Source organism: Paeniglutamicibacter gangotriensis Lz1y (assembly GCF_000348945.1).
Classification (GTDB): domain Bacteria; phylum Actinomycetota; class Actinomycetes; order Actinomycetales; family Micrococcaceae; genus Paeniglutamicibacter; species Paeniglutamicibacter gangotriensis.
In genome coordinates this window covers 333,453-355,847 of record NZ_AOCK01000004.1, presented here as the reverse complement: position 1 = coordinate 355,847, position 22,395 = coordinate 333,453, and the positions used below count along the sequence as shown (strand labels likewise).

General features: G+C 59.7%; 30 protein-coding genes and 1 pseudogene. 2 read left to right on the top strand and 29 right to left on the bottom strand.

All coding sequences use genetic code 11. The annotated features are described in order from the left end of the window. Window positions 1-415: pseudogene (locus tag ADIAG_RS09145) on the top strand (IS1634 family transposase); the annotation flags it as partial. A gap of 624 nt (window positions 416-1,039) precedes the next feature. On the opposite strand, the gene ADIAG_RS09135 reads toward ADIAG_RS09145, so the two are convergent. The 4 genes from ADIAG_RS09135 to rplM form a co-directional block, all read right to left on the bottom strand. After that, window positions 1,040-2,383 carry a UDP-glucose dehydrogenase family protein gene (locus ADIAG_RS09135; RefSeq protein WP_007271060.1) on the bottom strand — a complete coding sequence of 448 codons (1,344 nt, stop codon included), beginning with the start codon at window positions 2,381-2,383 and terminating at the stop codon, window positions 1,040-1,042. A gap of 105 nt (window positions 2,384-2,488) precedes the next feature. Next, window positions 2,489-3,835: a phosphoglucosamine mutase gene (gene glmM / locus ADIAG_RS09130; RefSeq protein ID WP_007271059.1), complete on the bottom strand. Its 1,347-nt coding sequence runs from the start codon at window positions 3,833-3,835 to the stop codon at window positions 2,489-2,491. 172 nt (window positions 3,836-4,007) lie between these two features. Then, a complete protein-coding gene (rpsI, locus tag ADIAG_RS09125; RefSeq protein WP_007271058.1) occupies window positions 4,008-4,508 on the bottom strand; it encodes a 30S ribosomal protein S9 in 501 nt (166 codons plus the stop codon). Between the two features lie 36 nt (window positions 4,509-4,544). Continuing rightward, window positions 4,545-4,988 (bottom strand): 50S ribosomal protein L13, encoded by a 444-nt coding sequence (rplM, locus tag ADIAG_RS09120; protein WP_007271057.1) that lies wholly within the window; start codon window positions 4,986-4,988, stop codon window positions 4,545-4,547. A 523-nt stretch (window positions 4,989-5,511) separates the two neighbouring features. Between rplM and ADIAG_RS20160 the strand changes: the two genes are divergently transcribed. After that, window positions 5,512-6,351: a DUF4184 family protein gene (locus ADIAG_RS20160; protein WP_161623950.1), complete on the top strand. Its 840-nt coding sequence runs from the start codon at window positions 5,512-5,514 to the stop codon at window positions 6,349-6,351. A 138-nt stretch (window positions 6,352-6,489) separates the two neighbouring features. On the opposite strand, the gene truA is transcribed toward ADIAG_RS20160, so the two are convergent. The 25 genes from truA to rplV form a co-directional block, all read right to left on the bottom strand. Further along, entirely contained in the window at window positions 6,490-7,440 is a 951-nt protein-coding gene (gene truA / locus ADIAG_RS09110) for a tRNA pseudouridine(38-40) synthase TruA (protein ID WP_007271055.1), read from the bottom strand. A gap of 177 nt (window positions 7,441-7,617) precedes the next feature. Beyond that, window positions 7,618-8,163, bottom strand: a complete 546-nt coding sequence (rplQ, locus tag ADIAG_RS09105; RefSeq protein WP_007271054.1) for a 50S ribosomal protein L17 — start codon at window positions 8,161-8,163, stop codon at window positions 7,618-7,620. Window positions 8,164-8,249: 86 nt separating this feature from the next. Then, window positions 8,250-9,257 carry a DNA-directed RNA polymerase subunit alpha gene (locus tag ADIAG_RS09100; RefSeq protein WP_007271053.1) on the bottom strand — a complete coding sequence of 336 codons (1,008 nt, stop codon included), beginning with the start codon at window positions 9,255-9,257 and terminating at the stop codon, window positions 8,250-8,252. Window positions 9,258-9,430: 173 nt separating this feature from the next. After that, window positions 9,431-9,832, bottom strand: a complete 402-nt coding sequence (gene rpsK, locus ADIAG_RS09095) for a 30S ribosomal protein S11 (RefSeq protein ID WP_007271052.1) — start codon at window positions 9,830-9,832, stop codon at window positions 9,431-9,433. A gap of 43 nt (window positions 9,833-9,875) precedes the next feature. Further along, entirely contained in the window at window positions 9,876-10,250 is a 375-nt protein-coding gene (gene rpsM / locus ADIAG_RS09090; RefSeq protein WP_007271051.1) for a 30S ribosomal protein S13, read from the bottom strand. 149 nt (window positions 10,251-10,399) lie between these two features. Then, on the bottom strand, window positions 10,400-10,513 hold the full coding sequence (gene rpmJ / locus ADIAG_RS09085) for a 50S ribosomal protein L36 (protein ID WP_013349661.1): 114 nt from the start codon (window positions 10,511-10,513) through the stop codon (window positions 10,400-10,402). 85 nt (window positions 10,514-10,598) lie between these two features. Further along, window positions 10,599-10,820: a translation initiation factor IF-1 gene (gene infA, locus ADIAG_RS09080; protein ID WP_007271050.1), complete on the bottom strand. Its 222-nt coding sequence runs from the start codon at window positions 10,818-10,820 to the stop codon at window positions 10,599-10,601. Between the two features lie 229 nt (window positions 10,821-11,049). Next, window positions 11,050-11,880 (bottom strand): type I methionyl aminopeptidase, encoded by an 831-nt coding sequence (gene map / locus ADIAG_RS09075; protein ID WP_007271049.1) that lies wholly within the window; start codon window positions 11,878-11,880, stop codon window positions 11,050-11,052. Window positions 11,881-11,987: 107 nt separating this feature from the next. Further along, entirely contained in the window at window positions 11,988-12,560 is a 573-nt protein-coding gene (locus ADIAG_RS09070; RefSeq protein ID WP_007271048.1) for an adenylate kinase, read from the bottom strand. Further along, complete coding sequence (gene secY, locus ADIAG_RS09065) at window positions 12,557-13,861, bottom strand: preprotein translocase subunit SecY (protein ID WP_007271047.1); 1,305 nt, start codon at window positions 13,859-13,861, stop codon at window positions 12,557-12,559. The genes ADIAG_RS09070 and secY overlap by 4 nt, the downstream gene beginning before the upstream one ends. A 284-nt stretch (window positions 13,862-14,145) precedes the next feature. Next, a complete protein-coding gene (gene rplO / locus ADIAG_RS09060) occupies window positions 14,146-14,601 on the bottom strand; it encodes a 50S ribosomal protein L15 (RefSeq protein ID WP_007271046.1) in 456 nt (151 codons plus the stop codon). A gap of 2 nt (window positions 14,602-14,603) precedes the next feature. Beyond that, entirely contained in the window at window positions 14,604-14,810 is a 207-nt protein-coding gene (gene rpmD / locus ADIAG_RS09055) for a 50S ribosomal protein L30 (protein WP_007271045.1), read from the bottom strand. Window positions 14,811-14,812: 2 nt separating this feature from the next. Beyond that, window positions 14,813-15,526: a 30S ribosomal protein S5 gene (gene rpsE / locus ADIAG_RS09050; protein ID WP_007271044.1), complete on the bottom strand. Its 714-nt coding sequence runs from the start codon at window positions 15,524-15,526 to the stop codon at window positions 14,813-14,815. Continuing rightward, complete coding sequence (gene rplR, locus ADIAG_RS09045; protein WP_007271043.1) at window positions 15,523-15,894, bottom strand: 50S ribosomal protein L18; 372 nt, start codon at window positions 15,892-15,894, stop codon at window positions 15,523-15,525. Before rplR ends, rpsE begins: the two co-directional genes overlap by 4 nt. Window positions 15,895-15,896: 2 nt before the next feature. Next, entirely contained in the window at window positions 15,897-16,433 is a 537-nt protein-coding gene (rplF, locus tag ADIAG_RS09040) for a 50S ribosomal protein L6 (RefSeq protein ID WP_007271042.1), read from the bottom strand. Window positions 16,434-16,454: 21 nt separating this feature from the next. Next, window positions 16,455-16,853: a 30S ribosomal protein S8 gene (rpsH, locus tag ADIAG_RS09035; RefSeq protein ID WP_007271041.1), complete on the bottom strand. Its 399-nt coding sequence runs from the start codon at window positions 16,851-16,853 to the stop codon at window positions 16,455-16,457. A gap of 62 nt (window positions 16,854-16,915) precedes the next feature. Beyond that, window positions 16,916-17,485 carry a 50S ribosomal protein L5 gene (gene rplE, locus ADIAG_RS09030; RefSeq protein ID WP_007271040.1) on the bottom strand — a complete coding sequence of 190 codons (570 nt, stop codon included), beginning with the start codon at window positions 17,483-17,485 and terminating at the stop codon, window positions 16,916-16,918. Beyond that, on the bottom strand, window positions 17,485-17,829 hold the full coding sequence (rplX, locus tag ADIAG_RS09025) for a 50S ribosomal protein L24 (protein WP_007271039.1): 345 nt from the start codon (window positions 17,827-17,829) through the stop codon (window positions 17,485-17,487). The genes rplE and rplX overlap by 1 nt, the downstream gene beginning before the upstream one ends. A 2-nt stretch (window positions 17,830-17,831) precedes the next feature. Then, window positions 17,832-18,200, bottom strand: a complete 369-nt coding sequence (gene rplN / locus ADIAG_RS09020) for a 50S ribosomal protein L14 (RefSeq protein ID WP_007271038.1) — start codon at window positions 18,198-18,200, stop codon at window positions 17,832-17,834. A gap of 815 nt (window positions 18,201-19,015) precedes the next feature. Beyond that, window positions 19,016-19,996, bottom strand: coding sequence for an endonuclease/exonuclease/phosphatase family protein (locus ADIAG_RS09015; RefSeq protein ID WP_007271037.1), 981 nt, complete (start codon window positions 19,994-19,996; stop codon window positions 19,016-19,018). A gap of 176 nt (window positions 19,997-20,172) precedes the next feature. Further along, entirely contained in the window at window positions 20,173-20,460 is a 288-nt protein-coding gene (gene rpsQ / locus ADIAG_RS09010; RefSeq protein WP_007271036.1) for a 30S ribosomal protein S17, read from the bottom strand. Further along, window positions 20,460-20,768, bottom strand: a complete 309-nt coding sequence (gene rpmC, locus ADIAG_RS09005) for a 50S ribosomal protein L29 (RefSeq protein ID WP_007271035.1) — start codon at window positions 20,766-20,768, stop codon at window positions 20,460-20,462. Before rpmC ends, rpsQ begins: the two co-directional genes overlap by 1 nt. Before the next feature lie 2 nt (window positions 20,769-20,770). Continuing rightward, the gene (gene rplP / locus ADIAG_RS09000; RefSeq protein WP_007271034.1) at window positions 20,771-21,187 is read right to left on the bottom strand and encodes a 50S ribosomal protein L16; all 417 of its coding nucleotides are present in this window, start codon (window positions 21,185-21,187) and stop codon (window positions 20,771-20,773) included. Beyond that, complete coding sequence (gene rpsC, locus ADIAG_RS08995; RefSeq protein ID WP_007271033.1) at window positions 21,188-22,018, bottom strand: 30S ribosomal protein S3; 831 nt, start codon at window positions 22,016-22,018, stop codon at window positions 21,188-21,190. It lies immediately after the preceding gene. Next, entirely contained in the window at window positions 22,019-22,384 is a 366-nt protein-coding gene (rplV, locus tag ADIAG_RS08990) for a 50S ribosomal protein L22 (RefSeq protein WP_007271032.1), read from the bottom strand. Window positions 22,385-22,395 lie beyond the last annotated feature (11 nt).

The window sequence follows — 22,395 nt, the reverse complement described above, 5'->3', positions numbered from 1 at the left end:
CTTCAAGACCCTCAAGAGTCGGGATTTAGGCATCCGCCCCATCCGCCACTACACCGAGAACCGCACCCGCGCCCACGTGTTTCTCTGCATGCTCGCCGCCCACCTGACCTGGCACCTACGCACCGCGCTCGCGCCGTTGACGTTCACCGACGAGAACCGGCCCGTCCCCGAGGAACCGGTCGCCAAGGTTCACCGTTCCACCGCCGCGGCACGCAAGGCCAGCACCCGAAAACTTGACGACGGGACCGCCGCCACCAGCTACCAGGACCTCCTCACCCACCTGGGAACACGGACACGGAACACCACCAGCGTCCCGGGCACCGAGAAGACCTTCGAACTGCTTTCAATGCCCACGCCTCGCCAGCAAAAGGCCATGGACCTCATCGACCACCACGCCCGAAACCACAGAAAGTAGCCAGACACCCGGAACCAAAAACGCCAGAAACCCCGACAATCCGGGGTTCCTGGCGTTCTGTCTAACGTAACTTCAGGTTAAAAGTTTTCTTGGTCGAAAACATGTTTAACAGGAGTCGTGCCTGCCTTCTTGATTAATGACGTCGGTTGTCCGCTTAATGACGCTGACGTGTGGATTGTTGGTGCTGTGGTGGACGCCTATTGGCGCATTTTCTAAGTTTGAGAGTGATCGCGCCCTTGGGGGGTGCGTCAAACTTGGGGAGATAATCATGGGACGAAGCGTAGCCAAACGTAGCTACAACCGCTTTTACCGACAGGAGCCACGGGTCCCGGTCATGTGGCAGAACGTGGGCGTGGGCATCCTTGCAGCCATAGCCTGCGGTATCGCGGCCCTTATCGCATTCTGACAACTCGCTGGCCCAGATTGCTTTCACACGCGCCTCATCGATCATGATCCGAGGACGCAAGGTGTCAAAGATCCTGGAGCCGACTCTCTAGCAGGCATACCTCAAACGTAATTCGGCTGCCCCGCCAGGGGCAGCAAAGGACCCGCTCGTCCAAGCCTGGACGAGCGGGTCCTTTCACATGTGCGGGAATCTGTAGGCGCACGCCGGTGCGGACCGGGCTACAGCTCGCCGTCAAGCGGGGGGTGGTGCTGTCCCATCCCGACGATCTCCCATCCGGCGTCCTCCCATTGACCACGGGCCAGCACGTTGCGCCCGTCAATGATGCGCCGCTCAGCAACCACATCTTCAAGGTCCGCCGGAACCAGTGCCTTAAACTCGGCCCACTCGGTCAGCAGCAGTACTAGGTCCGCCTGGGCAACGGCCTCGGGCAGGTCATTGGCGTAGTGCAGCCTCGGGAAGCGCTCGGCGGCGTTATTGTTGCCCTTGGGGTCGTACACCAATACGTCTGCGCCGGCATTGAACAGCCGCACCGCAATGTCCAACGCCGGGGAGTCCCGCACGTCGTCCGAATCGGGCTTGAAAGTAACGCCAAGAACGGCGATACGGGCACCAACCAATTTGTCGCTAAGCATGGAGTTAGCCAGACGCACCACGCGTTCCCGGCGGCGCAGGTTGATCTCGTCGACTTCAGCCAGATATCCCATTGTATGAGACAGACCCAATTCGCTCACGCGAGCTTGTAATGCACGAATGTCCTTAGGAAGGCAACCTCCACCAAAACCAACGCCAGCATTGAGGAACTTTCGGCCAATTCGTATATCGTGCCCCAAGGCATCAGCCAGTGTAGTGATGTCGCCGCCAATAGTCTCTGTGACTTCAGCGAAAGAGTTGATGAATGAAATCTTTGTGGCTAGGAAAGCGTTCGCTGCCACCTTGACCAGTTCTGCCGTCTCAAAATCAGTAACAATGAGAGGCGTTTCAGCAGCTAGGGCAACCGCGTAGACCTCTCGTAATAGAGCCTCCGCAGTCCCGCCCTCTGCACCAATCACAAGTCTGTCGGGCCGCATTGTGTCAGCAACAGCGAAACCTTCGCGCAGGAACTCAGGGTTCCACGCCAGAGCAATGTTTGCTTCTGAGTGAGCTTCTGTGTCGATTATGCCCCGCAAACGGCGGGCCGTTCCCACAGGCACAGTTGATTTGCCGACTATCAAAGCGGAGCCACGGATCCGACTCGTTAACTCGTGAACAGCGGAATCCACAAACCGAAGATCTGCCCCGTGCCCATCGGCACGTTGTGGAGTCCCAACCCCTATGAAATGAATATCCGCCCAGTCTGCAATTTCCGCGTAGTCGGTCGTAAACCGAAGCCGACCACTGTCTACATGCTTGCGGAGAAGTTCCGGTAGCCCAGGTTCATGGAACGGAAGATTCCCCCGGGAGAGCGCAGCGACTTTTGCAGCATCAATATCGACGCCGATAACGTCAAAGCCTAGCTCAGCCATACAAGCGGCGTGTGTGGCTCCCAGATAGCCCGTCCCAATTACAGAAATCTTTAGCGACATATGTCCCCCAGCAAGTAAATAGATGAACCTACAACAGTTGAACTGTATTCAGTCGCGACTTTAGGGATGAAATCAAAAACGATCATCCTTATACGGCCCAGAAACTTAGAGAGCCAGTTCGTTGGTGACGACCCCGGCCAGCGTGGTGGCCAATGAATGGGCCATCTCGTGTGAGGTGGCCTCGACCATCACGCGGACGACGGGCTCGGTGCCCGAGGCACGAAGCAGCACTCGCCCGTTTTGTCCCAGTTCTGCCTCTGCCGCGGCGATCGCGGTGATCAGATTCCGATTGCTGGGTGCCGCTTCCTTATCTACGCCCTTGACGTTGATGAGGACCTGCGGGAGCACCGTCATGGTCTCGGCAAGCTCCTTGAGGGTCTTGCCGGTGGCCTTGACCCGGGCTGCGATGTGCAGGCCGGTCAGTACGCCGTCGCCGGTGGTGGCGTGGTCGGCGAAGATCACGTGGCCGGACTGCTCGCCGCCGAGGTTGAAGTTCCCCGCCCGCATGCCTTCGAGCACGTACCGGTCTCCGACGCCGGTTTCCTTCAGGGTGATCCCTGCTTCGCGCATTGCGATCTTCAGGCCCAGGTTGCTCATCACGGTGGCAACAAGGGTGTTGTCTTTCAACACACCTCGTTCCTTCATGTCCGTGGCCATGATCGCCATGATCTGGTCCCCGTCCACGATGTTTCCCTCGTGGTCAACGGCCAAGCAGCGATCCGCGTCACCATCGTGGGCGATGCCCAGGTCCGAGCCGTTGTCCAGCACTGCTTCCTGCAGGCGTTCAAGGTGCGTGGAACCGTAACCGTCGTTGATGTTGATACCGTCCGGGGCTGCCCCGATGACGACCACCTGTGCGCCGGCGGCGTTGAAGACCTCCGGGGAGCAGCCGCTGGCCGCGCCGTGGGCGCAGTCCAGGACAACCTTCAGCCCATCCAGGCGGTTGGGCAGGGTCTGCAACAGGTGCATGACATAGCGATCCTCGGCATCGGCGAAGCGCGAGACGCGTCCCACGTCCGCGCCGACGGGCCGGTACTTGGGTTTCTCCAATGCCGCCTCGATGGCGTCCTCGAGTGCGTCGTCAAGCTTCTTGCCTCCACGGGCCAAGAACTTGATCCCGTTATCCGGTGCCGCATTATGCGAGGCGGAGATCATGACGCCGAAATCGGCTCCCAGATCTGCCACCAAGTAGGCTGCAGCCGGGGTGGGGAGGGTTCCGGCATCATGCACATCGACGCCGGAGGCCGCGAGGCCCGCCTCGATTGCAGCCGAAAGGAAGTCGCCACTGATCCGAGGATCCTTGGCCACTACCGCCACGGGACGTCGCCCGTCATGTATTTGTTCATGCCCCAATACCATGGCGGCGGCCTGTGAAAGCGCCAGCGCCAGTTCGGGGGTTAGAAGTTCGTTTGCTTTTCCGCGGACACCATCGGTCCCAAATAACCTTGCCATCGTCATCCATCATAGAGCCAGATTCCGCCGGATTCGGGCATCTGCGGTGTTTATCAAGACAATATTTGGCAAATGGTGTGACATACCACGCCTTCAGGGTCCTTAAAGGCCGAAAGGCCCCGGCATGAATGCCAGGGCCTTTCGGTGCCGGGACAAACCCGGCGCAAGCGGTTTAGCGCTTGGAGAACTGCGAAGCCTTACGAGCCTTCTTGAGACCAGCCTTCTTGCGCTCGATGACGCGGGCGTCACGAGTCAAGTAGCCGGCCTTCTTGAGGGCAGCGCGGTTGTTGTCGCGGTCGATTTCGTTCAGCGAGCGGGCGATGCCCAAGCGCAGCGCACCGGCCTGGCCCGAGGGGCCACCGCCGTGGATGCGTGCAAGAACGTCGTATGCGCCGTCCAGTTCAAGCAGCTTGAACGGTTCGTTGACGTCCTGCTGGTGCAGCTTGTTCGGGAAGTATTCTTCCAGCGAGCGACCGTTGAGGGTCCACTTGCCGGTGCCCGGAACGACACGCACGCGGGCGATTGCCTGCTTGCGACGGCCGACTGCTGCACCTGCAACGGTCAGTGCCGGACGTTCCTTGACTTCTTCTACTTCAACCGCAACGGTCTCCGAGGTGTACGAAGTCGGTGCTTCACCCTCGAATTCGGTGATCTCTTCAGTGTTCTGAGCCACGATATTCTCCTAAAGTCTTGTTCTCGGGGCCCAGCGCTACTGCGCGACCTGGGTGATTTCGAAAGTCTGTGGCTGCTGTGCAGCGTGCGGGTGCTCGGCACCGCGGTAGACCTTCAACTTGGACAGCTGGTCTGCAGCCAGCGAGTTCTTCGGGAGCATGCCCTTGATGGCCTTCTCCACTGCCTGAACCGGGTTCTTTTCAAGAAGCTCGGCGTAGGAAACGGACTTCAGGCCGCCCGGGAAACCCGAGTGGCGGTAAGCGCGCTTGTTTTCGAGCTTGGCGCCGGTGAGGGCAACCTTCTCGGCGTTGATGATGATGACGTGATCGCCCATGTCCATATGGGGGGCGAAGGTAGCCTTGTGCTTGCCGCGCAGCAGGGTTGCGGCCTGGACGGCGAGGCGACCAAGTACAACGTCAGTGGCATCAATGATGAGCCACTGGCGGGTCTGGTCGGCCGGCTTTGGAGTGAACGTACGCACTGTAATTGCCTTTGTTTATTGGTTACTGGTCAAGCACACTTTTGGTCAACGGCTGTGAGATCCACTGTCCTAGAACGTGCTGTGTTCGATGCGCTGTACCAGTTCGCCAGGTGAGGACTGAAAAGACCGGCCGTCCATGAATGTTCGCAATCCCCGCAGACCAGTGGCTCTGCAACTGAGCCGTCACACGGGGAAGGTTGTGTCGAACAAAGGACACGCACAACAGCCGATAGTCTATCGGATTAACCCCGACACCACCAAAGCGTCCAAGGTGAGACTGCCGACAAGCCGTCTTCTAGGCCTCATAGCAGACACCTGTTGCATGCCAGAGGTGCTGGGCATCAATTATCGGGACGCGCCGCGACCTTAGAGTTGAGCAAGCGGCACCGTGGGCATGGTTCTGGCAGCCTTGACGATTTTAGCCAATATGACCGCCGTAACAGTACGTGCGTCTACGTTCCCCGCGCGAGCCAACTACGCTTGAGATGGCCCCATACGCAACAGGACGCCAATGGCGTGGGCCATGACACAACGTTTCGAGGATCCCTTGCCTTTCACCCTGGCCCATACGGCTGCAGTCCTGCCGTTCCTGCGCCAACCGGTGGTGCCGCTGGCCCTTGTAGCCGGCGCCATGGCCCCGGATCTCCCATACTTCTTACAAGTGCTGCGTTCTGAGCACGGCTGGAATGCCGCGCTACTCAACGGGATCAGCTCACACCAATTCGCCCACATGTTGACCGTCGGGATGCCGCTGGCCTTGGTGCTGTTTGGATTCCTGTCGCTTATCAAGGGGCCCACCCGATGGGCTCTTCCCGAATCGTGGTTCCCCGACCAATCTGGGCTCAGGATGCGACCTCCGACCGGGGGTCATATGGCGCTGTGGACATTCCACTCCTTGCTGATCGGGCTTCTCACGCACCTTGTGTGGGACTCTTTCACGCACGCATCCGGGTGGGTAGTCCTCCACGTACCTTCCCTGTCCAATGAGCACCTTGGGGGTATTCCCATCTTCCGTTTACTCCAGCACGGTAGCAGCCTCGCCGGAATGTCGATCTTGGCCCTCTGGTACATCAAGATGCGAAGAAGATCCCACAGAAACGTGAAGACCGAAGTCATCGAACCCCGGAATGCGCGCACCATGCTGCTGTCGCTAGTGGTAGTTGTTCCTGCCGTGGCCGCCGCCCTCCTCGGCCGTGGCGCGACACCGGTCATCGAAGACGCGCTAAGTGCCGAATTGTTCCTGCAGGTCATAATTCTTAGAGGTGGTGCCGCGCTGATCGCGTCCCTGGCCATCTATGGCTTGCTCTGGCACACCCTAGTCATGATCCGGAAGTTTCAAGCAACGCCCATGGCCCGGGGGTAGCTTCTCCCCTTCGCTCAGAAGCTCATCTTCGCAGTTGTCTACCGACCGAGACAGTCACACCCAATCCTCGATCCTCGATCCTCAATTCAAGGCTTGCGGGCGGTACTCCCCCGGCGGCGTTGGCCCGCGCGGTACAGACTATTTGGTGTCTGACTCTTTCGACAGGTTCTTGTTGAGTTCTTCCGGTTTACGTCGAGTGCGCGTCAATTCGGCGCGACGGGCAATCTCCTGTGCATCGAGCGGATAAGCGACTTCCTCGAGCACCAGGGCGCGCGGATCGGCCAACATGATTCGTGAATCGCGCACGGCCTCGGCCAAGCGCATCCCGACCCACCCGGGGTTCTCGCTACCGTCTCCGACTTTGAGGCAGGCGCCAATCATGGCCCTGACCATGTTGTGGCAAAAAGCATCGGCTTTCAAATGGGCAACGACGACACCTTCGGCATCCCGCTGAAACGAGAACTCGGTCAACGTGCGGATGGTGGTGGCGTGCTCACGCGGCTTACAGAAGGAGAGGAAATCGTGGCGGCCCAGCAGGCTTGCTGCCTCGGCGTTCAACAAGTCGACGTCCAGTTCTGCCTTATGCCACATGGTGAAGGCACGGGTGAGCGGATCGAAGCGAGCCGGCCCATCGGCAATGCGGTAGGAGTAGCGACGCCAAAGCGCGGAGAACCGTGCGTCGAATCCGGTTGGTGCAATCCAGATGTCTCGGACCAGGATGGCGCCGTGTTCGCGGCCAAGCAGACCCCGTAGCCGCCTCAACAAGGCCATACCTGGTTCGAGGTCGGCACCGCGGGCTAGGCCTGCGACTTCCGCCGGGGTCAGGTCGAAGTGCGCGATCTGGTTTCTGGCGTGCACGCCGGCATCTGTGCGTCCGGCCACTACCGTGCGGATCTTGCGGCGGATCAGCAGGGCCAAGGCGGCCTCCAGTACTCCCTGGACCGTTGGCAGTCCCGGCTGCAGCGCCCAGCCGTTGTAGGCGGTGCCGTCATAGCCGATCCGGATTGCCAGTCGCACGGAGGTGGGCTCGCTGGCGCTATCAGCCGGCGCCAAGCCGGGATGCCGCGCATCAACGGCGAAAGTATTCATCTCACGGTCCTCGTTCAGTAGCCGGATCCACTTCGCTGGGATCGGCTCCTGCCCCGCCGGAGCTCACAGTGGTCGAGGTTTGAGCGGCGCTGCAGGGGTTTTCGGTGCTTAAAACACAGGCCCGGTGCATAACTGCACCGGGCCGACGTTTTTGGCTATTGCCAAAGGGGACAAGGACTAGGCCTTGTTCTCCTCTGCTGCTTCGGTCTCGGCGACCTCTACAGTTTCGGTTGCTTCGGTCTCGGCGACCTCTGCAGTTTCGGTTGCTTCGGTCGGGGCGACCTCTTCAACCGGAGCAGCCACTGCGGCAGCCTTCTCGGCTTCCTTCACAACGGCCTGCTTCGGCGAAACCGGCTCCATGACCAATTCGATGACAGCCATCGGGGCGTTATCGCCCTTGCGGTTGCCGATCTTGGTGATGCGGGTGTAACCACCCTGGCGCTCGGCCATAACCGGTGCGATGTTCTCGAACAGCTCGTGAACGATCGACTTGTTGGTGCGGCTGCGCGAGGCAATGACTGCCTGGACGCGGCGACGCGAGGCCAGGTCTCCGCGCTTGGCGAAGGTGATCAGGCGCTCTGCATGCGGGCGAAGGCGCTTGGCCTTGGTCAGCGTGGTGGTGATGGATTTGTTCTCGAACAGCTGCGCGGACAGGTTCGCGAGCATCAATCGCTCGTGAGCTGCGCTGCCGCCGAGACGCGGACCCTTGGGAGGGGTAGGCATAGTGTTCTCCTAGTATGGTGGCCTTTGCGCCCGGTGGAATTCCGGGCGCAAAGGTTTAAGTTCTATAGCTGGTGGGCCAAGAAGTCTTAGACTTCTTCCTCACCGAAGGCTTCATCGTCGCCAATGGCTGCGGCACGTGCTGCAAGATCAAAGCCCGGAGGGGAATCCTTCAGGGCCAGACCCAGATCGATCAGCTTCGCCTTGACCTCATCGATGGACTTCGCACCGAAGTTACGGATGTCCATCAGGTCGGCCTCGGAGCGTGCAACGAGTTCACCCACGGAGTGGATGCCCTCACGCTTGAGGCAGTTGTACGAGCGAACTGTCAATTCAAGGTCTTCGATCGGCAGTGCCATGTCGGCTGCGAGGGCGGCGTCCGTCGGGGACGGGCCGATCTCGATGCCTTCAGCAGCGGTGTTCAGCTCGCGTGCCAGGCCGAACAGTTCAACCAGGGTGGTGCCTGCGGATGCTACTGCATCGCGCGGGAGCATCGAATCCTTGGTTTCAACATCGACGATGAGCTTGTCAAAGTCGGTGCGCTGCTCAACACGGGTGGCCTCCACGCGGAAGGTCACCTTCAGCACCGGCGAGTAGATCGAATCCACTGGGATACGACCGATCTCTGCGTCCACGTTCTTGTTCTGCGCTGCAGAAACATAACCGCGACCACGTTCGATGGTCAGTTCCATGTCGAACTTGCCCTTCGCGTTCAATGTCGCGATGTGCAGGTCCGGGTTGTGGAATTCCACGCCGGCAGGCGGGGTGATGTCGGCTGCGGTGACGACGCCTGGGCCCTGCTTGCGCAGGTAGGCGACGACCGGCTCATCATGCTCGGAGGACACTGAGAGATTCTTGATGTTAAGAATCAGTTCGGTCACGTCTTCCTTCACACCGGCTACGGTGGTGAACTCGTGCAATACCCCATCGATCCGCACACTGGTGACTGCTGCACCAGGAATGGAGGAGAGGAGGGTACGGCGAAGCGAGTTTCCCAGGGTGTAGCCGAAGCCAGGCTCCAACGGTTCAATTACAAAACGGGAGCGGTTCTCCGCTACGACTTCTTCGGTCAGGGTGGGGCGCTGTGCAATGAGCACTTACATTTCCTTTCAGCGTGCGTCCGCTATATGACGCAACACAGGGGGTGGAAACGACGTATGCCTCGTCGGCGTTCGTCTGGTTCGGTCTGGCTTGCCGTGGCGATCATGCCGCCGCGTCCTACCCCCGTGTGGGGAAAGGACGCGGCGGCATCAAAGCCAGACAGTCATTATTAGACGCGGCGACGCTTTGGCGGGCGGCAGCCGTTGTGTGCGCTTGGGGAAACGTCCGAGATGGACCCAACCTCAAGGCCAGCGGCCTGCAGCGAGCGGATCGCGGTTTCGCGTCCCGAGCCGGGGCCCTTGACGAAAACGTCAACCTTGCGAAGGCCGTGCTCCTGAGCGCGCTTAGCAGCGGACTCAGCAGCCATCTGTGCGGCGTACGGGGTCGACTTACGCGAACCCTTGAAGCCAACCTCGCCGGCCGAAGCCCACGAGATTACAGCGCCGTTCGGATCCGTGATGGAAACGATGGTGTTGTTGAAGGTGCTCTTGATGTGCGCCTGGCCGAGCGGGATATTCTTTTTGTCCTTGCGACGCGGCTTACGAACCGCTCCACGAGTCTTGGGGGGCATGCTTACTCCTACGAGAAATTTGGCTTAGTGATGACCGCTAGATTTAGCGAGTCTTCTTCTTACCGGCGACGGTGCGCTTCGGTCCCTTACGGGTGCGAGCGTTCGTCTTGGTGCGCTGACCGCGGACCGGCAGGCCCTTGCGGTGGCGGATGCCTTCGTAGGAGCCGATTTCAACCTTGCGGCGAATGTCAGCTGCTACTTCGCGGCGGAGGTCACCCTCAACCTTGAAGCTGCCTTCGATGAAGTCACGCAGCTGTACCAGCTCAGCGTCGGAGAGATCCTTCACACGAGTGTCCGGGTTGATCCCGGTCTCGGCGATGGTCTGTTCTGCACGGGTCTTGCCCAAGCCGTAAATGTATGTGAGCGCAATAATCACGCGCTTTTCGCGCGGGATGTCTACGCCAGCTAGACGAGCCATATGCTGTCTACCTTTCGATATATCGGAGGTCTAAAGCAGTACATGCCCGGTGTTCCCGGTCCACGGCCTCCGTGCCGTGGGTATGCATCGCGCGTTGGATGCTGTACTGCCGATTTCATTGCAAAGCGCAGGATTTCCCGTGAGGGAAATTAGCCCTGACGCTGCTTGTGGCGTGGGTTTTCGCAGATCACCATGACCACGCCATTACGGCGGATCACCTTGCACTTATCGCAGATCGGCTTCACGCTAGGGTTAACCTTCAAGGCAATTTCCTTTTGCGGTTGCGGTTTCAAGTGGAGCGTAATTACCTTCGTCGCCTTTCCCCGAGGGGAAGAATGGCAAAAGCTTTTACTTGTAGCGGTAAACGATACGCCCGCGGTTGAGGTCATACGGACTGAGTTCCACCACTACGCGATCCTCAGGGAGGATTCGAATGTAGTGCTGACGCATCTTTCCCGAGATAGTTGCAAGTACAACGTGCCCATTAGGCAACTCAACACGAAACATCGCGTTGGGCAGTGCCTCTGACACGGCGCCTTCTACCTCGATGACACCCTCTTTCTTGGCCATATCCTCCGCTAACTTTTATTGTCGGTGATATTTACCGCCGACAGATTTATGGACTTGGTCGCTGAACACGTCGGTACCCCAAGCCGGAGCTTTTGGGCACCAAGGAACAGACAACCAACAGTCAAGCCTACGCGCTGGAGGGCGTAAAGGGAAATCGCACGGACGCCCCGGTTTGTTAGGTTGGCCACAGGCCGGGGAAACCTTCGGCCCCCGGCCAGCCGCACGCCGGCTACGGAAGGATCGGCGAGGGCACCACGCCAAATGGTGCAAGGCCGGCCGCTCCCCCATCGTGTGCCGTCAAAACCCAGATGCCGCCCAGGTGCACGGCCACCGAGTGTTCCCACTGCGAGGCGCGAGCGCCATCGACAGTCACCACGGTCCAGTCGTCTTCCAAGACCTTGGTCTCCAACCCGCCGCGGACCAGCATCGGTTCGATGGCCAGGCACATACCTGGCTTCACGCGCGGCCCACGGTGCCCGGTGCGGTAGTTGAGCACATCCGGGGCCTGGTGCATCGCCGAACCGATGCCGTGGCCGACATAGTCCTCCAGGATGCCCAGCGGCTCACCTGGAACCTCGGAGACGAAGTCATCGATGGCATCGCCGATCTGTCCCACGAAGCGGGCCTCGGCCAGCGCAGCGATCCCCCGCCACATGGCTTCCTGGGTGATATCCGACAGGCGCTGATCCGCGGGGTCTGCTTCACCGACAATCACGGTGCGTGCCGAATCGGCATGCCAACCATCGATGATCGCCCCGCCGTCGATCTTGAGCACGTCGCCGTCGGCCAGCACGTACTCGCTGGGGAAACCGTGGACGACTTGGTCGTTGACCGAGGCGCAGATGTTTGCCGGGAAATCGTAGTAGCCCTTGAAGTTGCTGGTGGCGCCGTGGCGCTCGAGCACCGAGGCGAACACCGCGTCCAGGTGCGCGGTGGTGACACCGATCTGCGCTGCAGCAACGGCCTCGTCCAGCGCCTCGGCCAGGACCAGGCCCGCCTCGCGCATCTTAAGGATCTGCCCGTTGGTTTTGTACTCGATCTTGCGTTGGCTGAAAGCCATGGTGTGTATGTCCCTTTCCAAAGACGGTGCTGCCGCGGTTATTGCAAAAACCGCGGGGATGACGGCACTGGTGTGCCGGTCCCCGCGGTTTTTAGGACGTAAATGAACTAGGCGTTCTGGCCCAGTGCGTCCATGACGCGGTTAGTGACTTCGTCGATCTCACCGATGCCATCAACCAGGCGCACGATACCGCGCTCCTGGTAGCGGTTGACCACCACGGCAGTCTCCTCGTGGTAGAGACCCAGGCGGTGGCGGATGACCTCTTCGGTATCATCGGCCCGACCCTCGATCTGTGCACGCTTGAGCAGACGGACCACGAGCTCGTCGTCGTCGGCGGTCAGCTGAAGCACTGTGTCGAGCTCTACCCCGGCGTCGGCCAAGATCGAATCCAACTCGTCGACCTGCGCGCTGGTGCGCGGGTAGCCATCGAGCAGGAAGCCGTCTTTGACATCGTCAGCTGCCAGACGGTCGCGGACCATGGAGTTGGTGACCGAGTCCGGAACGAAGTTCCCGGCATCGATGTACTTCTTTGCTTCGACGCCGAGCGGGGTACCGCCCTTGACGTTGGCGCGGAAGATATCACCGGTGGAGATGGCCACAACATTGAGGCGCTCGGAGATTTGGACCGCCTGGGTGCCTTTGCCAGCACCGGGGGGGCCAATGATCAACAATCTTGTCATCGCAGAAGTCCTTCGTAGTGTCGCTGCTGCATTTGTGCGTTGATTTGTTTGACGGTTTCAAGACCCACACCAACCATGATGAGGATCGAGGTACCGCCGAACGGGAAGTTCTGATCGGCGTTGATGAGCACGAAGGCGACCAACGGAATCAGGGCCACGAATGCCAGATAAAGGGCACCGGGGAACGTGATGCGGCTGATGATGTACTCGAGGTACGCAGCCGTGGGGCGTCCGGCTCGGATGCCCGGAATGAATCCACCGTACTGCTTCATGTTGTCGGCAACCTCGGTCGGATTGAACGTGATCGCGACGTAGAAGTAGGTGAAGCCGATGGTCAACAGCGTGTAGGTGGCCATGTACAACGGCGAGGAGCCGGAGAAGTTGGTCTGAACCCACATGGCCCAGCCCGGCAGCGTGCCGTCGGACCCGGTGTTGAACTGCACCAGCATGCTCGGCAGCGCCAGCATGGAGGATGCAAAGATTACCGGGATAACCCCGGCCATGTTGACCTTGATCGGGATGTAGGTGGAGGTGCCGCCGACGGTGCGGCGTCCGATCATCCGTTTGGCGTACTGCACCGGGATGCGGCGCTGGGACTGTTCCACGAACACGACCAGCGCAATGACTGCCACACCGATGAGAATCACGCCGGTGAAGACGCCCCAGCCCTGCGAGGTGGCGATGGCGCCCATGGCCGAGGGGAAGCCCGAGGCGATGGACACGAAGATCAGCAGTGACATGCCGTTACCGACACCGCGTTCGGTGGCCAGTTCACCCATCCACATGATCAAGCCGGTTCCGGCCGTGAGGGTGAAGATCATCAAGACGATCACGAAGATGCTGTCGTCCGGGACGATGGGTAGGTCGCAGGCGGGGAAGAGCATCCCGCTGCGGGCCAGGGAGACCAGCGTGGTGGCCTGCAGGAGGCCAAGGGCGATCGTGAGGTAGCGAGTGTACTGGGTCAGGATGGCCTGTCCGGACTGGCCTTCCTTGTGCAGTTCCTCGAAACGAGGAATCACCACGCGCAACAGCTGGACGATAATCGAGGCCGTGATGTACGGCATGATTCCCATGGCGAAAATGGAAACCTGCAGCAACGCACCGCCGCTGAAAAGGTTAACGAACTGGTACAGGCCTCCGGTGGTGTTACCCGCGGCAAGGCACTGCTGGACGTTGCTGTAGTCCACGCCTGGCGCTGGGATGTAAACACCCAAACGGTAGATCGCGATGATGGCGAGCGTGAACAACAACTTGCGTCGCAGGTCAGGCGTCCGGAATACCCGGGCAATGGCGGCGAACAAGCGTCCTCCTGATTGATGGTGGCCGGGGGTGCCCGGGTTGACCTAATGATTCTAGCGGGTGGCATGCATGACACACCAAATGCGCCGCGGCAAAAGCCCTAAACAATCCCCAACTGTGCAATGTTTCCAGCTGGAAGACCTTGCATGGGCCCCGGCCTTGCTGTTATCGCAGGTCAGGGGAACGCAGGGGTGGTATGGAAAGAAAAAGGAGGGTGCACCCGGGAATTGCTAGGCAAATTCCCGGGGCACCCTCCTCTCACTGTGCGATCAAGAGATCACGTAGCTTAGAGCTCTACTGCAGAGCCGCCAGCTGCGACGATCTTTTCCGTTGCGGAGGACGAGAAGGCGTTGACCTTCACGTCGACCTTGACGGTGAGCTCGCCCGAGCCAAGGACCTTGACGGCTTCGTTCTTGCGAACGGCGCCCTTCGCGATCAATGCCTCGACGGTGACCTCGCCACCTTCGGGGAACAGTTCCGAGATCTTGTCCAGGTTGACAACCTGATACTCGACACGGAACGGGTTCTTGAAGCCGCGAAGCTTCGGAAGGCGCATGTGCAGCGGCAACTGGCCACCGGCGAAGCCGGCCTTGACCTGGTAGCGCGCCTTGGTGCCCTTCATACCGCGACCAGCGGTCTTACCCTTGGACGCCTCGCCACGACCCACACGGGTCTTGGCCTTCTTGGCACCTTCGGCTGGACGCAGGTGGTGTACCTTCAATGCGTTTTCTTTATCAGCCATGATTATTTCGCCTCCTCAACCTTTACCAGGTGCGAAACAGTGTTGACCATACCTACGGTTACGGAGTCGGCGGTACGGACCACAGTGTGGCCGATGCGCTTGAGACCGAGTGAGCGAAGGGTGTCGCGCTGGTTCTGCTTGCCACCAATGGTGGACCTAGTCTGGGTGATTGTCAGAGTTGCGTCGCTAGGGACAATGTTCTTAGCCACTATTACGCACCTGCCTTCTGGTTCTTGATGTTGTGCAGCATCTGAGCCGAAACAACGTCTTCCAACGGCAGACCACGACGTGCTGCAACTGCCTGAGGCTCTTCAAGGGCCTTCAGTGCTGCAATGGTGCCGCGAACGATGTTGATCTGGTTGCTCGAGCCCATGGACTTCGACAGAACATCGTGGATGCCTGCGCATTCCAGTACGGCGCGAACCGGACCACCGGCGATAACGCCGGTACCCGGAGCGGCCGGACGCAGAAGGACTACGCCAGCAGCGGCTTCACCCTGCACCAGGTGCGGGATGGTGGTGCCGACGCGGGGAACGCGGAAGAAGGACTTCTTGGCTTCTTCAACGCCCTTCTGAATGGCTGCCGGGACTTCCTTGGCCTTGCCGTAACCGACGCCAACGAGACCGTTGCCGTCACCCACGACGACAAGTGCGGTGAAGCTGAAGCGACGACCACCCTTGACGACCTTGGATACGCGGTTGATGGCTACAACGCGCTCAAGGAACTTGTCCTTGTCATCGTTGCGGCTATCCTTCTGGTCGCGGCCGCGGCCACGTCCTTCGCCACGGCCACGGCCTTCGCCGCCACGTCCACGGCCTTCACCGCGAGCGGCACCGGCCTTTTCTGTGGCGGGAGCAGCAGCAGTCGCGACTGCCTCAGTAGCTTCAGACACCTGAGTTTCCTTCTTGTTAGTTGCTTCGCTCACAGTGCCAGCCCACCTTCGCGTGCACCATCAGCAACAGCAGCCACGCGACCGTGGTACCTGTTGCCACCGCGGTCAAAGACCACGGCTTCGATGCCGGCAGCCTTGGCGCGCTCGGCAACGAGCTCACCAACGCGCTTGGCTTTGGCGGACTTGTCACCTTCGAAACCGCGCAGGTCGGCTTCCATGGTCGAGGCGTAAGCAACGGTGATGCCCTTGCTGTCGTCGACGACCTGAACGAAGATGTGGCGTGCGGAGCGGTTGACGACCAGGCGCGGACGCACCTCGGTGCCGGTGATGCGCTTACGAACGCGCAGGTGACGACGGCCGCGTGCGGCTGCCTTACTCTTACCCTTGATTCCGAGAGCCATGGTTACTTACCAGCCTTTCCGACCTTGCGGCGGATGATTTCGCCAGCGTACCGAACGCCCTTACCCTTGTACGGGTCAGGCTTGCGGAGCTTGCGGATGTTGGCGGAAACTTCGCCAACCTGCTGCTTGTTGATACCCGAAACGGTGATCTTGTTGTTGCCCTCAACTGCGAAGGCAATGCCCTCGGGAGCTTCGACAACAACCGGGTGCGAGTAACCCAGGGCGAACTCGAGGTTCGATCCCTTGGCGACAACGCGGTAACCGGTACCGTGGATTTCGAGCTTCTTTTCGTAGCCAGTGGTGACACCGATGATCATGTTTTCGATCAGGGTGCGGGTCAGGCCGTGCAGCGAACGCGAATCGCGCTCGTCGTTCGGGCGTGACACGGTCAAAGTGTTCTCTTCGAGAGCAACAGTGATCGGGCTTGCTACGGTGATGGTCAGTTCGCCTTTGGTGCCCTTGACAGCGACTGCGTCGCCATCAATCTTGAGCTCAACGCCGGCAGGAACAGTGATCGGAAGACGTCCAATACGTGACATGGTTTCTTTCTCCCTTTCCCGTTACCAGACGTAGGCGAGGACTTCCCCACCTACACCCTTCTTGGCTGCCTGGCGGTCAGTAAGCAGACCGGAGGACGTGGACAGGATTGCAATGCCGAGGCCACCAAGGACGTGCGGCAAATTGGTGGACTTTGCGTATACACGCAGGCCCGGCTTCGAAATACGGCGGACGCCAGCGATTGAACGCTCGCGGCTCGGGCCGAATTTCAGGGTGATGGTCAGCTTCTTGCCAACCTCAGCTGCTTCTTCAACGAACGAGGCGATGTAGCCCTGTTCCTTGAGGATCTGTGCGACGCGCACCTTCAGCTTCGACGACGGCATGGAAACCGTGTCGTGGTAAGCCGAGTTGGCGTTGCGCAGACGAGTCAGCATATCTGCGACAGGATCTGTCATTGTCATTTGGGCTTCTGCCCTTCCTCGCTACGGTTTCCGCGCAAGCGCGGACCTGCAACGTAGTTGATCTAGTTGGCGGTCTTGAACGGGAAGCCCAGAGCCTTGAGCAAGGCACGGCCTTCGTCGTCGGTCTTCGCGGTGGTCACTACGGTGATGTCCATACCACGAACGCGGTCAACGGAATCAACATCGATTTCGTGGAACATTGACTGTTCCGTGAGGCCGAAGGTGTAGTTGCCATTGCCGTCGAACTGCTTCGGGCTGAGGCCGCGGAAGTCACGGATACGCGGCAGAGCCAACGTAACCAGACGATCAACGAATTCCCACATACGATCTCCGCGCAGGGTGGCGTGGGTACCAATCGGCATGCCTTCGCGCAGTTTGAACTGTGCGATCGACTTGCGTGCCTTGGTTACCAACGGCTTCTGGCCGGTGATGGCGGTGAGGTCGCGGACTGCGCCTTCGATGAGCTTCGAATCCTTGGCGGCTTCGCCTACACCCATGTTCACAACAACCTTGACGAGGCCAGGGACCTGCATCGGGTTGGAGTAGCTGAACTCGGTAGTAAGAGTCTCGCGGATTTCGGCTTTGTACTTGGCCTTGAGGCGTGGCTGGATCTTGACAGCTGCTTCAGTCATTACAGTGCCTTTCCGGAAGACTTGGCGTAGCGAACACGGACGGTCTTGGACACGCCGTTCTTCTCTACGGTTTCCTCGCGGAAGCCAACGCGGGTCGGCTTCTTAGTGTCCGGGTCAACGATGGCAACATTCGAGATGTGCATCGGGGCCTCAACGACCTCAATACCACCAGTCGTGGTGCCACGCTCGGTCTGACCGGCCTTGGTGTGCTTGGTGACGCGGTTGACGCCTTCAACCAGGACGCGCTGTGCTGCTGGGAATACCTTCAGCACCTTGCCCTGCTTGGTGCGGTCGGAACCGGTGATGACCTGAACGAGGTCACCCTTCTTGATCTTTGCACCCATGGTTACAGCACCTCCGGAGCCAGTGAAACGATCTTCATGAACTTCTTATCGCGAAGTTCACGACCCACCGGACCGAAAATACGGGTACCGCGGGGCTCGCCATCAGTCTTGAGGATGACAGCAGCGTTCTCGTCGAACTTGATGTAGGAACCGTCGACGCGGCGACGTTCCTTCTTGGTGCGAACGATGACAGCCTTGACGACGTCACCCTTCTTTACGTTTCCGCCAGGGATTGCATCCTTGACGGTGGCGACGATAACGTCACCAATGCCTGCATAGCGACGGCCAGAGCCACCGAGAACACGAATGGTAAGGATTTCCTTAGCACCGGTGTTGTCGGCAACCTTTAGTCGCGATTCCTGCTGAATCACTTTTTACTCCTGTCGTCTCGCTGGTTCTCCTAGGGAGCCTTGCGGAACGGATATGGTCCATCTCAGCTTCTGCTTACCCCCACCTCCATACACACAGTTCACAACGCACAAGTGCGCAACAACATGGTGCTGGGGAAGCAGGGCCGAGGCTTAGGCTCAGAGCTATGCCGCACAGCCTTCCGGGCCCGTAAAAAACCCTCCGGCTGCACTGTGCGTTATGTTCGGAGGTGGATAGTCCCCATACATAACGCGCACAGACTAGAAAGTCTACCGCACGGATACGCGATCCCGAAACCATGTGCTAGGGGCAATCCGAGGGTTGTTGATCACATAAGATCCAGCAACTTCCGGTCTCACGATCGAATCTTTTGCAAGGAACACCGGCCAAGAAATCACCAAAAACTCTTGACGATGCTCCTGCCGACAGTGGAGAGCACCTTGATGTCGACGACTACCGGGACCTCGCTGACGAGGGCCAATCTCTGGTCCAACCACGGACGTTTTCGGGACCCAGGTACCCACGCGCCCCATATTCCATGCCCCGAACCTTGTCGTCGCTTTACGGCCCTTGCCACACGGGCTTCCGAGGTGCAGTTCATAACCCCTTCGGACGTAATTCCATCCTAGAAGATTCAGGTTGCTCAATCTCGACTCAGCAGCAAATCTTGCCTAGACATCCAGAGGGAGCCCCCGAAGCTCATCAGTTGGAAAGCTCCGGGATGTATGCCGGGCACCATGCTGGGATTCCGACGCGGCTTAGGTTGGCGGGAATCAACCGTTGGCTTACGCACGGGGCGGTGAACAGCCACCTGACATCAGCCGCACGCGCTCAACTGCGCAATGATTCCGAAGTGGTCTGTGCCGGGTACCAGAAAACGTTGGGAGCCTTGCGATGCCATCCCACGCACCAACACATGGTCGATGGCCGCAAACGCAGGAAACACGCTGTTGGCCGGCCACGTACCCATCGGCACCGGCCCGTACGAAGGCGGAGCCTCGTCGAAACCTTCTGCCAACGCACGAAACTGTGGGTGCGCTCGGGTGCCGTTGAAGTCGCCGGCCAGAACCAGCGGCAGGTCCGTCCGCGGCTGCACCCAGTCTGCAAGGACATTCAATGTCCGTTCCCAAAATGCAGGATCATGGGTCGGGGGCACGGGGTGGATTCCAGCTACCCGGATCTGCCCTGCCCGAGGAAGATCGATCAGGGCCACCGGAATATCGAAAAGCGCGCCATCGGATTGCCATGCAGCCGGCTCTTCGCTGCGTAGCGGGTACCGGGACAAGATCACCGTGTCCACCGAACCCCCGGTCCTCAACGGCCCGGTCCGCTCGGTGTAGTCCCACCCGGCCGTCGATGAGGCCAACGCCTTGATCATGGGTTCGCTGGCTTCCACCAGTACCAGGATGTCGGGGTCCGCTGTACTGACTTCCTTAGCAAGGCCGGCGGGATCCGTGTGTCCACGTCCGGCATTCAAGGACAGGACCGTGAATTGGCTCCCCGGTGGGCAAACTGCCTGGGTACCGGGTGCGAGTGTGGGGGCCAGGGAAAGAACCAGACAAACCAGCAGGACCGCCGCCAATATCCAGGCACGTCTGAACAGCAACACCACGGAATATGCCACTGCCGCCAGACACAGGAGCGGAAGAAGTGCTTGCAGCACCGAAACGAACCGTGAGGGCCAGAAATCAATCCACGGAAGAAGCACCAACAACGCCCCGGCCAGCGACACGGGAATTACCCGGTGAAGCAGTCGCGAGCGAACAATGCCCCGCTCCCCCGGTTCGGTGTTTCCCATCTCGTTCCTCCCACGTCCCTGCCGTCAATCCCGTATTCGGAGGTTCCAAGTCAACGGCCCATGCTACAGGCGGCTTCTAGGAGGAAACGCAAAACACCCCGGCACCAGCTGGATAAATCCAGTGGTCCCGGGGTGTTTCGGGTGTTTCACGTCAGAGTGAAAACCAAGAAGAAGGCTTACTTAGCCTTTTCGAGGATTTCCACGAGGCGCCAGTGCTTGTCCGCAGACAGCGGGCGGGTCTCGGCGATGACAACAAGGTCGCCGATGCCGGCGCTGTTCTCTTCGTCGTGGACCTTGACGTTCTTGTTGCGACGCATGACCTTGCCGTAAAGGGCGTGCTTCACACGATCCTCCACGTCAACGACAATAGTCTTCTGCATTTTGTCAGAAACCACGTAACCACGGAGGGTCTTGCGGTCGTTGCGCTCTGCTGGAGCAGCCACTACGTTCTCCTTCTCGCTCATTACTTGGCTTCCTCAGTCGCTGCGGCCGCTTCAGTCTTCTTGGAAGACTTCTTGGCCTTGGTGGTCTCTTCGACCGCTACCACGACGTCGGGACGAATGCCCAGTTCGCGTTCGCGCAGCACCGTGTAGATGCGAGCGATATCGCGCTTGACACTCTTCAGGTTGCCATGCGATTCGAGCTGGCCGGTAGCCGACTGGAAACGGAGGTTGAACAACTCCTCCTTGGCCTTCTTAAGCTCCTCGACCAGACGGGCGTTATCAAAGCCGTCCAGTGCTTCGGTTGCTAGATCCTTGGATCCGATTGCCATTCCTATTCACCACCTTCGCGACGCACAATGCGTGCCTTCAACGGCAGCTTGTGAATTGCCAGGCGCATGGCCTCGCGAGCTACCTCATCACTGACACCGGAGAGCTCAAAGAGAACTCGTCCCGGCTTTACGTTTGCGACCCACCATTCCGGCGAACCCTTACCGGAACCCATGCGGGTTTCGGCAGGCTTCTTGGTCAGCGGACGGTCTGGATAAATGTTGATCCAAACCTTACCGCCACGCTTGATGTGGCGGGTCATGGCGATACGAGCTGCCTCGATCTGGCGGTTGGTAACGTAGGCCGGTGTAAGGGCCTGGATACCGTACTCGCCGAAGGCTACCGTTGTACCGCCCGAAGCCGTACCACTCCTACCGGGGTGGTGCTGCTTGCGGTACTTTACGCGGCGTGGGATAAGCATTTAAGCCTGTCCTCCTTCTGCGGCTGCAACCGGAGCTGCCTCGGCAGCCGGAGCTGCTTCCGCTGCCGGTGCAGTGTTGCGGTCGTTGCGACGACGGCGTTCGCCACCTTCGGGACGTCCAGCCGGACGCCCGCCCGGACGATCGCCGCGGCCACGGGCCGGAGCTGCTGCAGCCTGAGCTGCCAGTTCCTTCGAGGTGATATCGCCCTTGTAGATCCAGACCTTCACGCCGATACGGCCGAAGGTGGTCTTGGCTTCGAATGCACCGTAGTCGATGTTCGCACGCAGGGTGTGCAGCGGCACACGGCCTTCGCGGTAGAACTCCTTGCGGGACATTTCTGCACCGCCAAGACGACCGGAGCACTGCACGCGGATGCCCTTGGCACCTGCACGCATAGCCGACTGCATGGCCTTCTTCATCGCACGGCGGAAAGCCACACGTGAAGCAAGCTGCTCGGCAATGCCCTGGGCAACAAGCTGTGCTTCGATCTCGGGGTTCTTGACCTCGAGGATGTTCAGCTGAACCTGCTTGGCGGTGAGCTTTTCGAGCTCGCCGCGGATGCGGTCGGCTTCGGCGCCGCGGCGACCGATAACGATGCCCGGGCGTGCGGTGTGGATATCCACACGAACACGATCACGGGTACGTTCGATCTCCACGCGTGCGATGCCGGCGCGTTCCATGCCAACGGTCATCAGTTCGCGAATACGGATATCTTCTTTTACGAAGTCCTTGTAACGCTGACCAACCTTGGTGCTGTCGGCGAACCAGTGCGAAACATGGTCGGTAGTGATACCGAGACGGAACCCATGCGGGTTAACCTTCTGTCCCATTTACTCTTCCCCACCCTTCTTAGGGGTTGCGACGACCACGGTCACGTGGCTCGTGCGCTTCTTGATTTGGTATGCCCGACCCTGAGCACGCGGCTGGAACCGCTTCATGGTCGGACCCTCGTCAACAAACGCTTCGCTGATGAACAGCTCGTCTTCGTTGAACGCGACACCCTCGCGGTCTGCGGCGGCACGGGCGTTAGCCACTGCCGATGCTACAACCTTGAACACTGGCTCTGAAGCTGCCTGTGGGGCAAACTTCAGGATCGCCAGTGCTTCGTTCGTCTGCTTGCCACGAACAAGGTTGACGACGCGCCGGGCCTTCATAGGCGTCACGCGGATATGGCGCGCAATTGCCTTGGCTTCCATTGCTTTCCTTC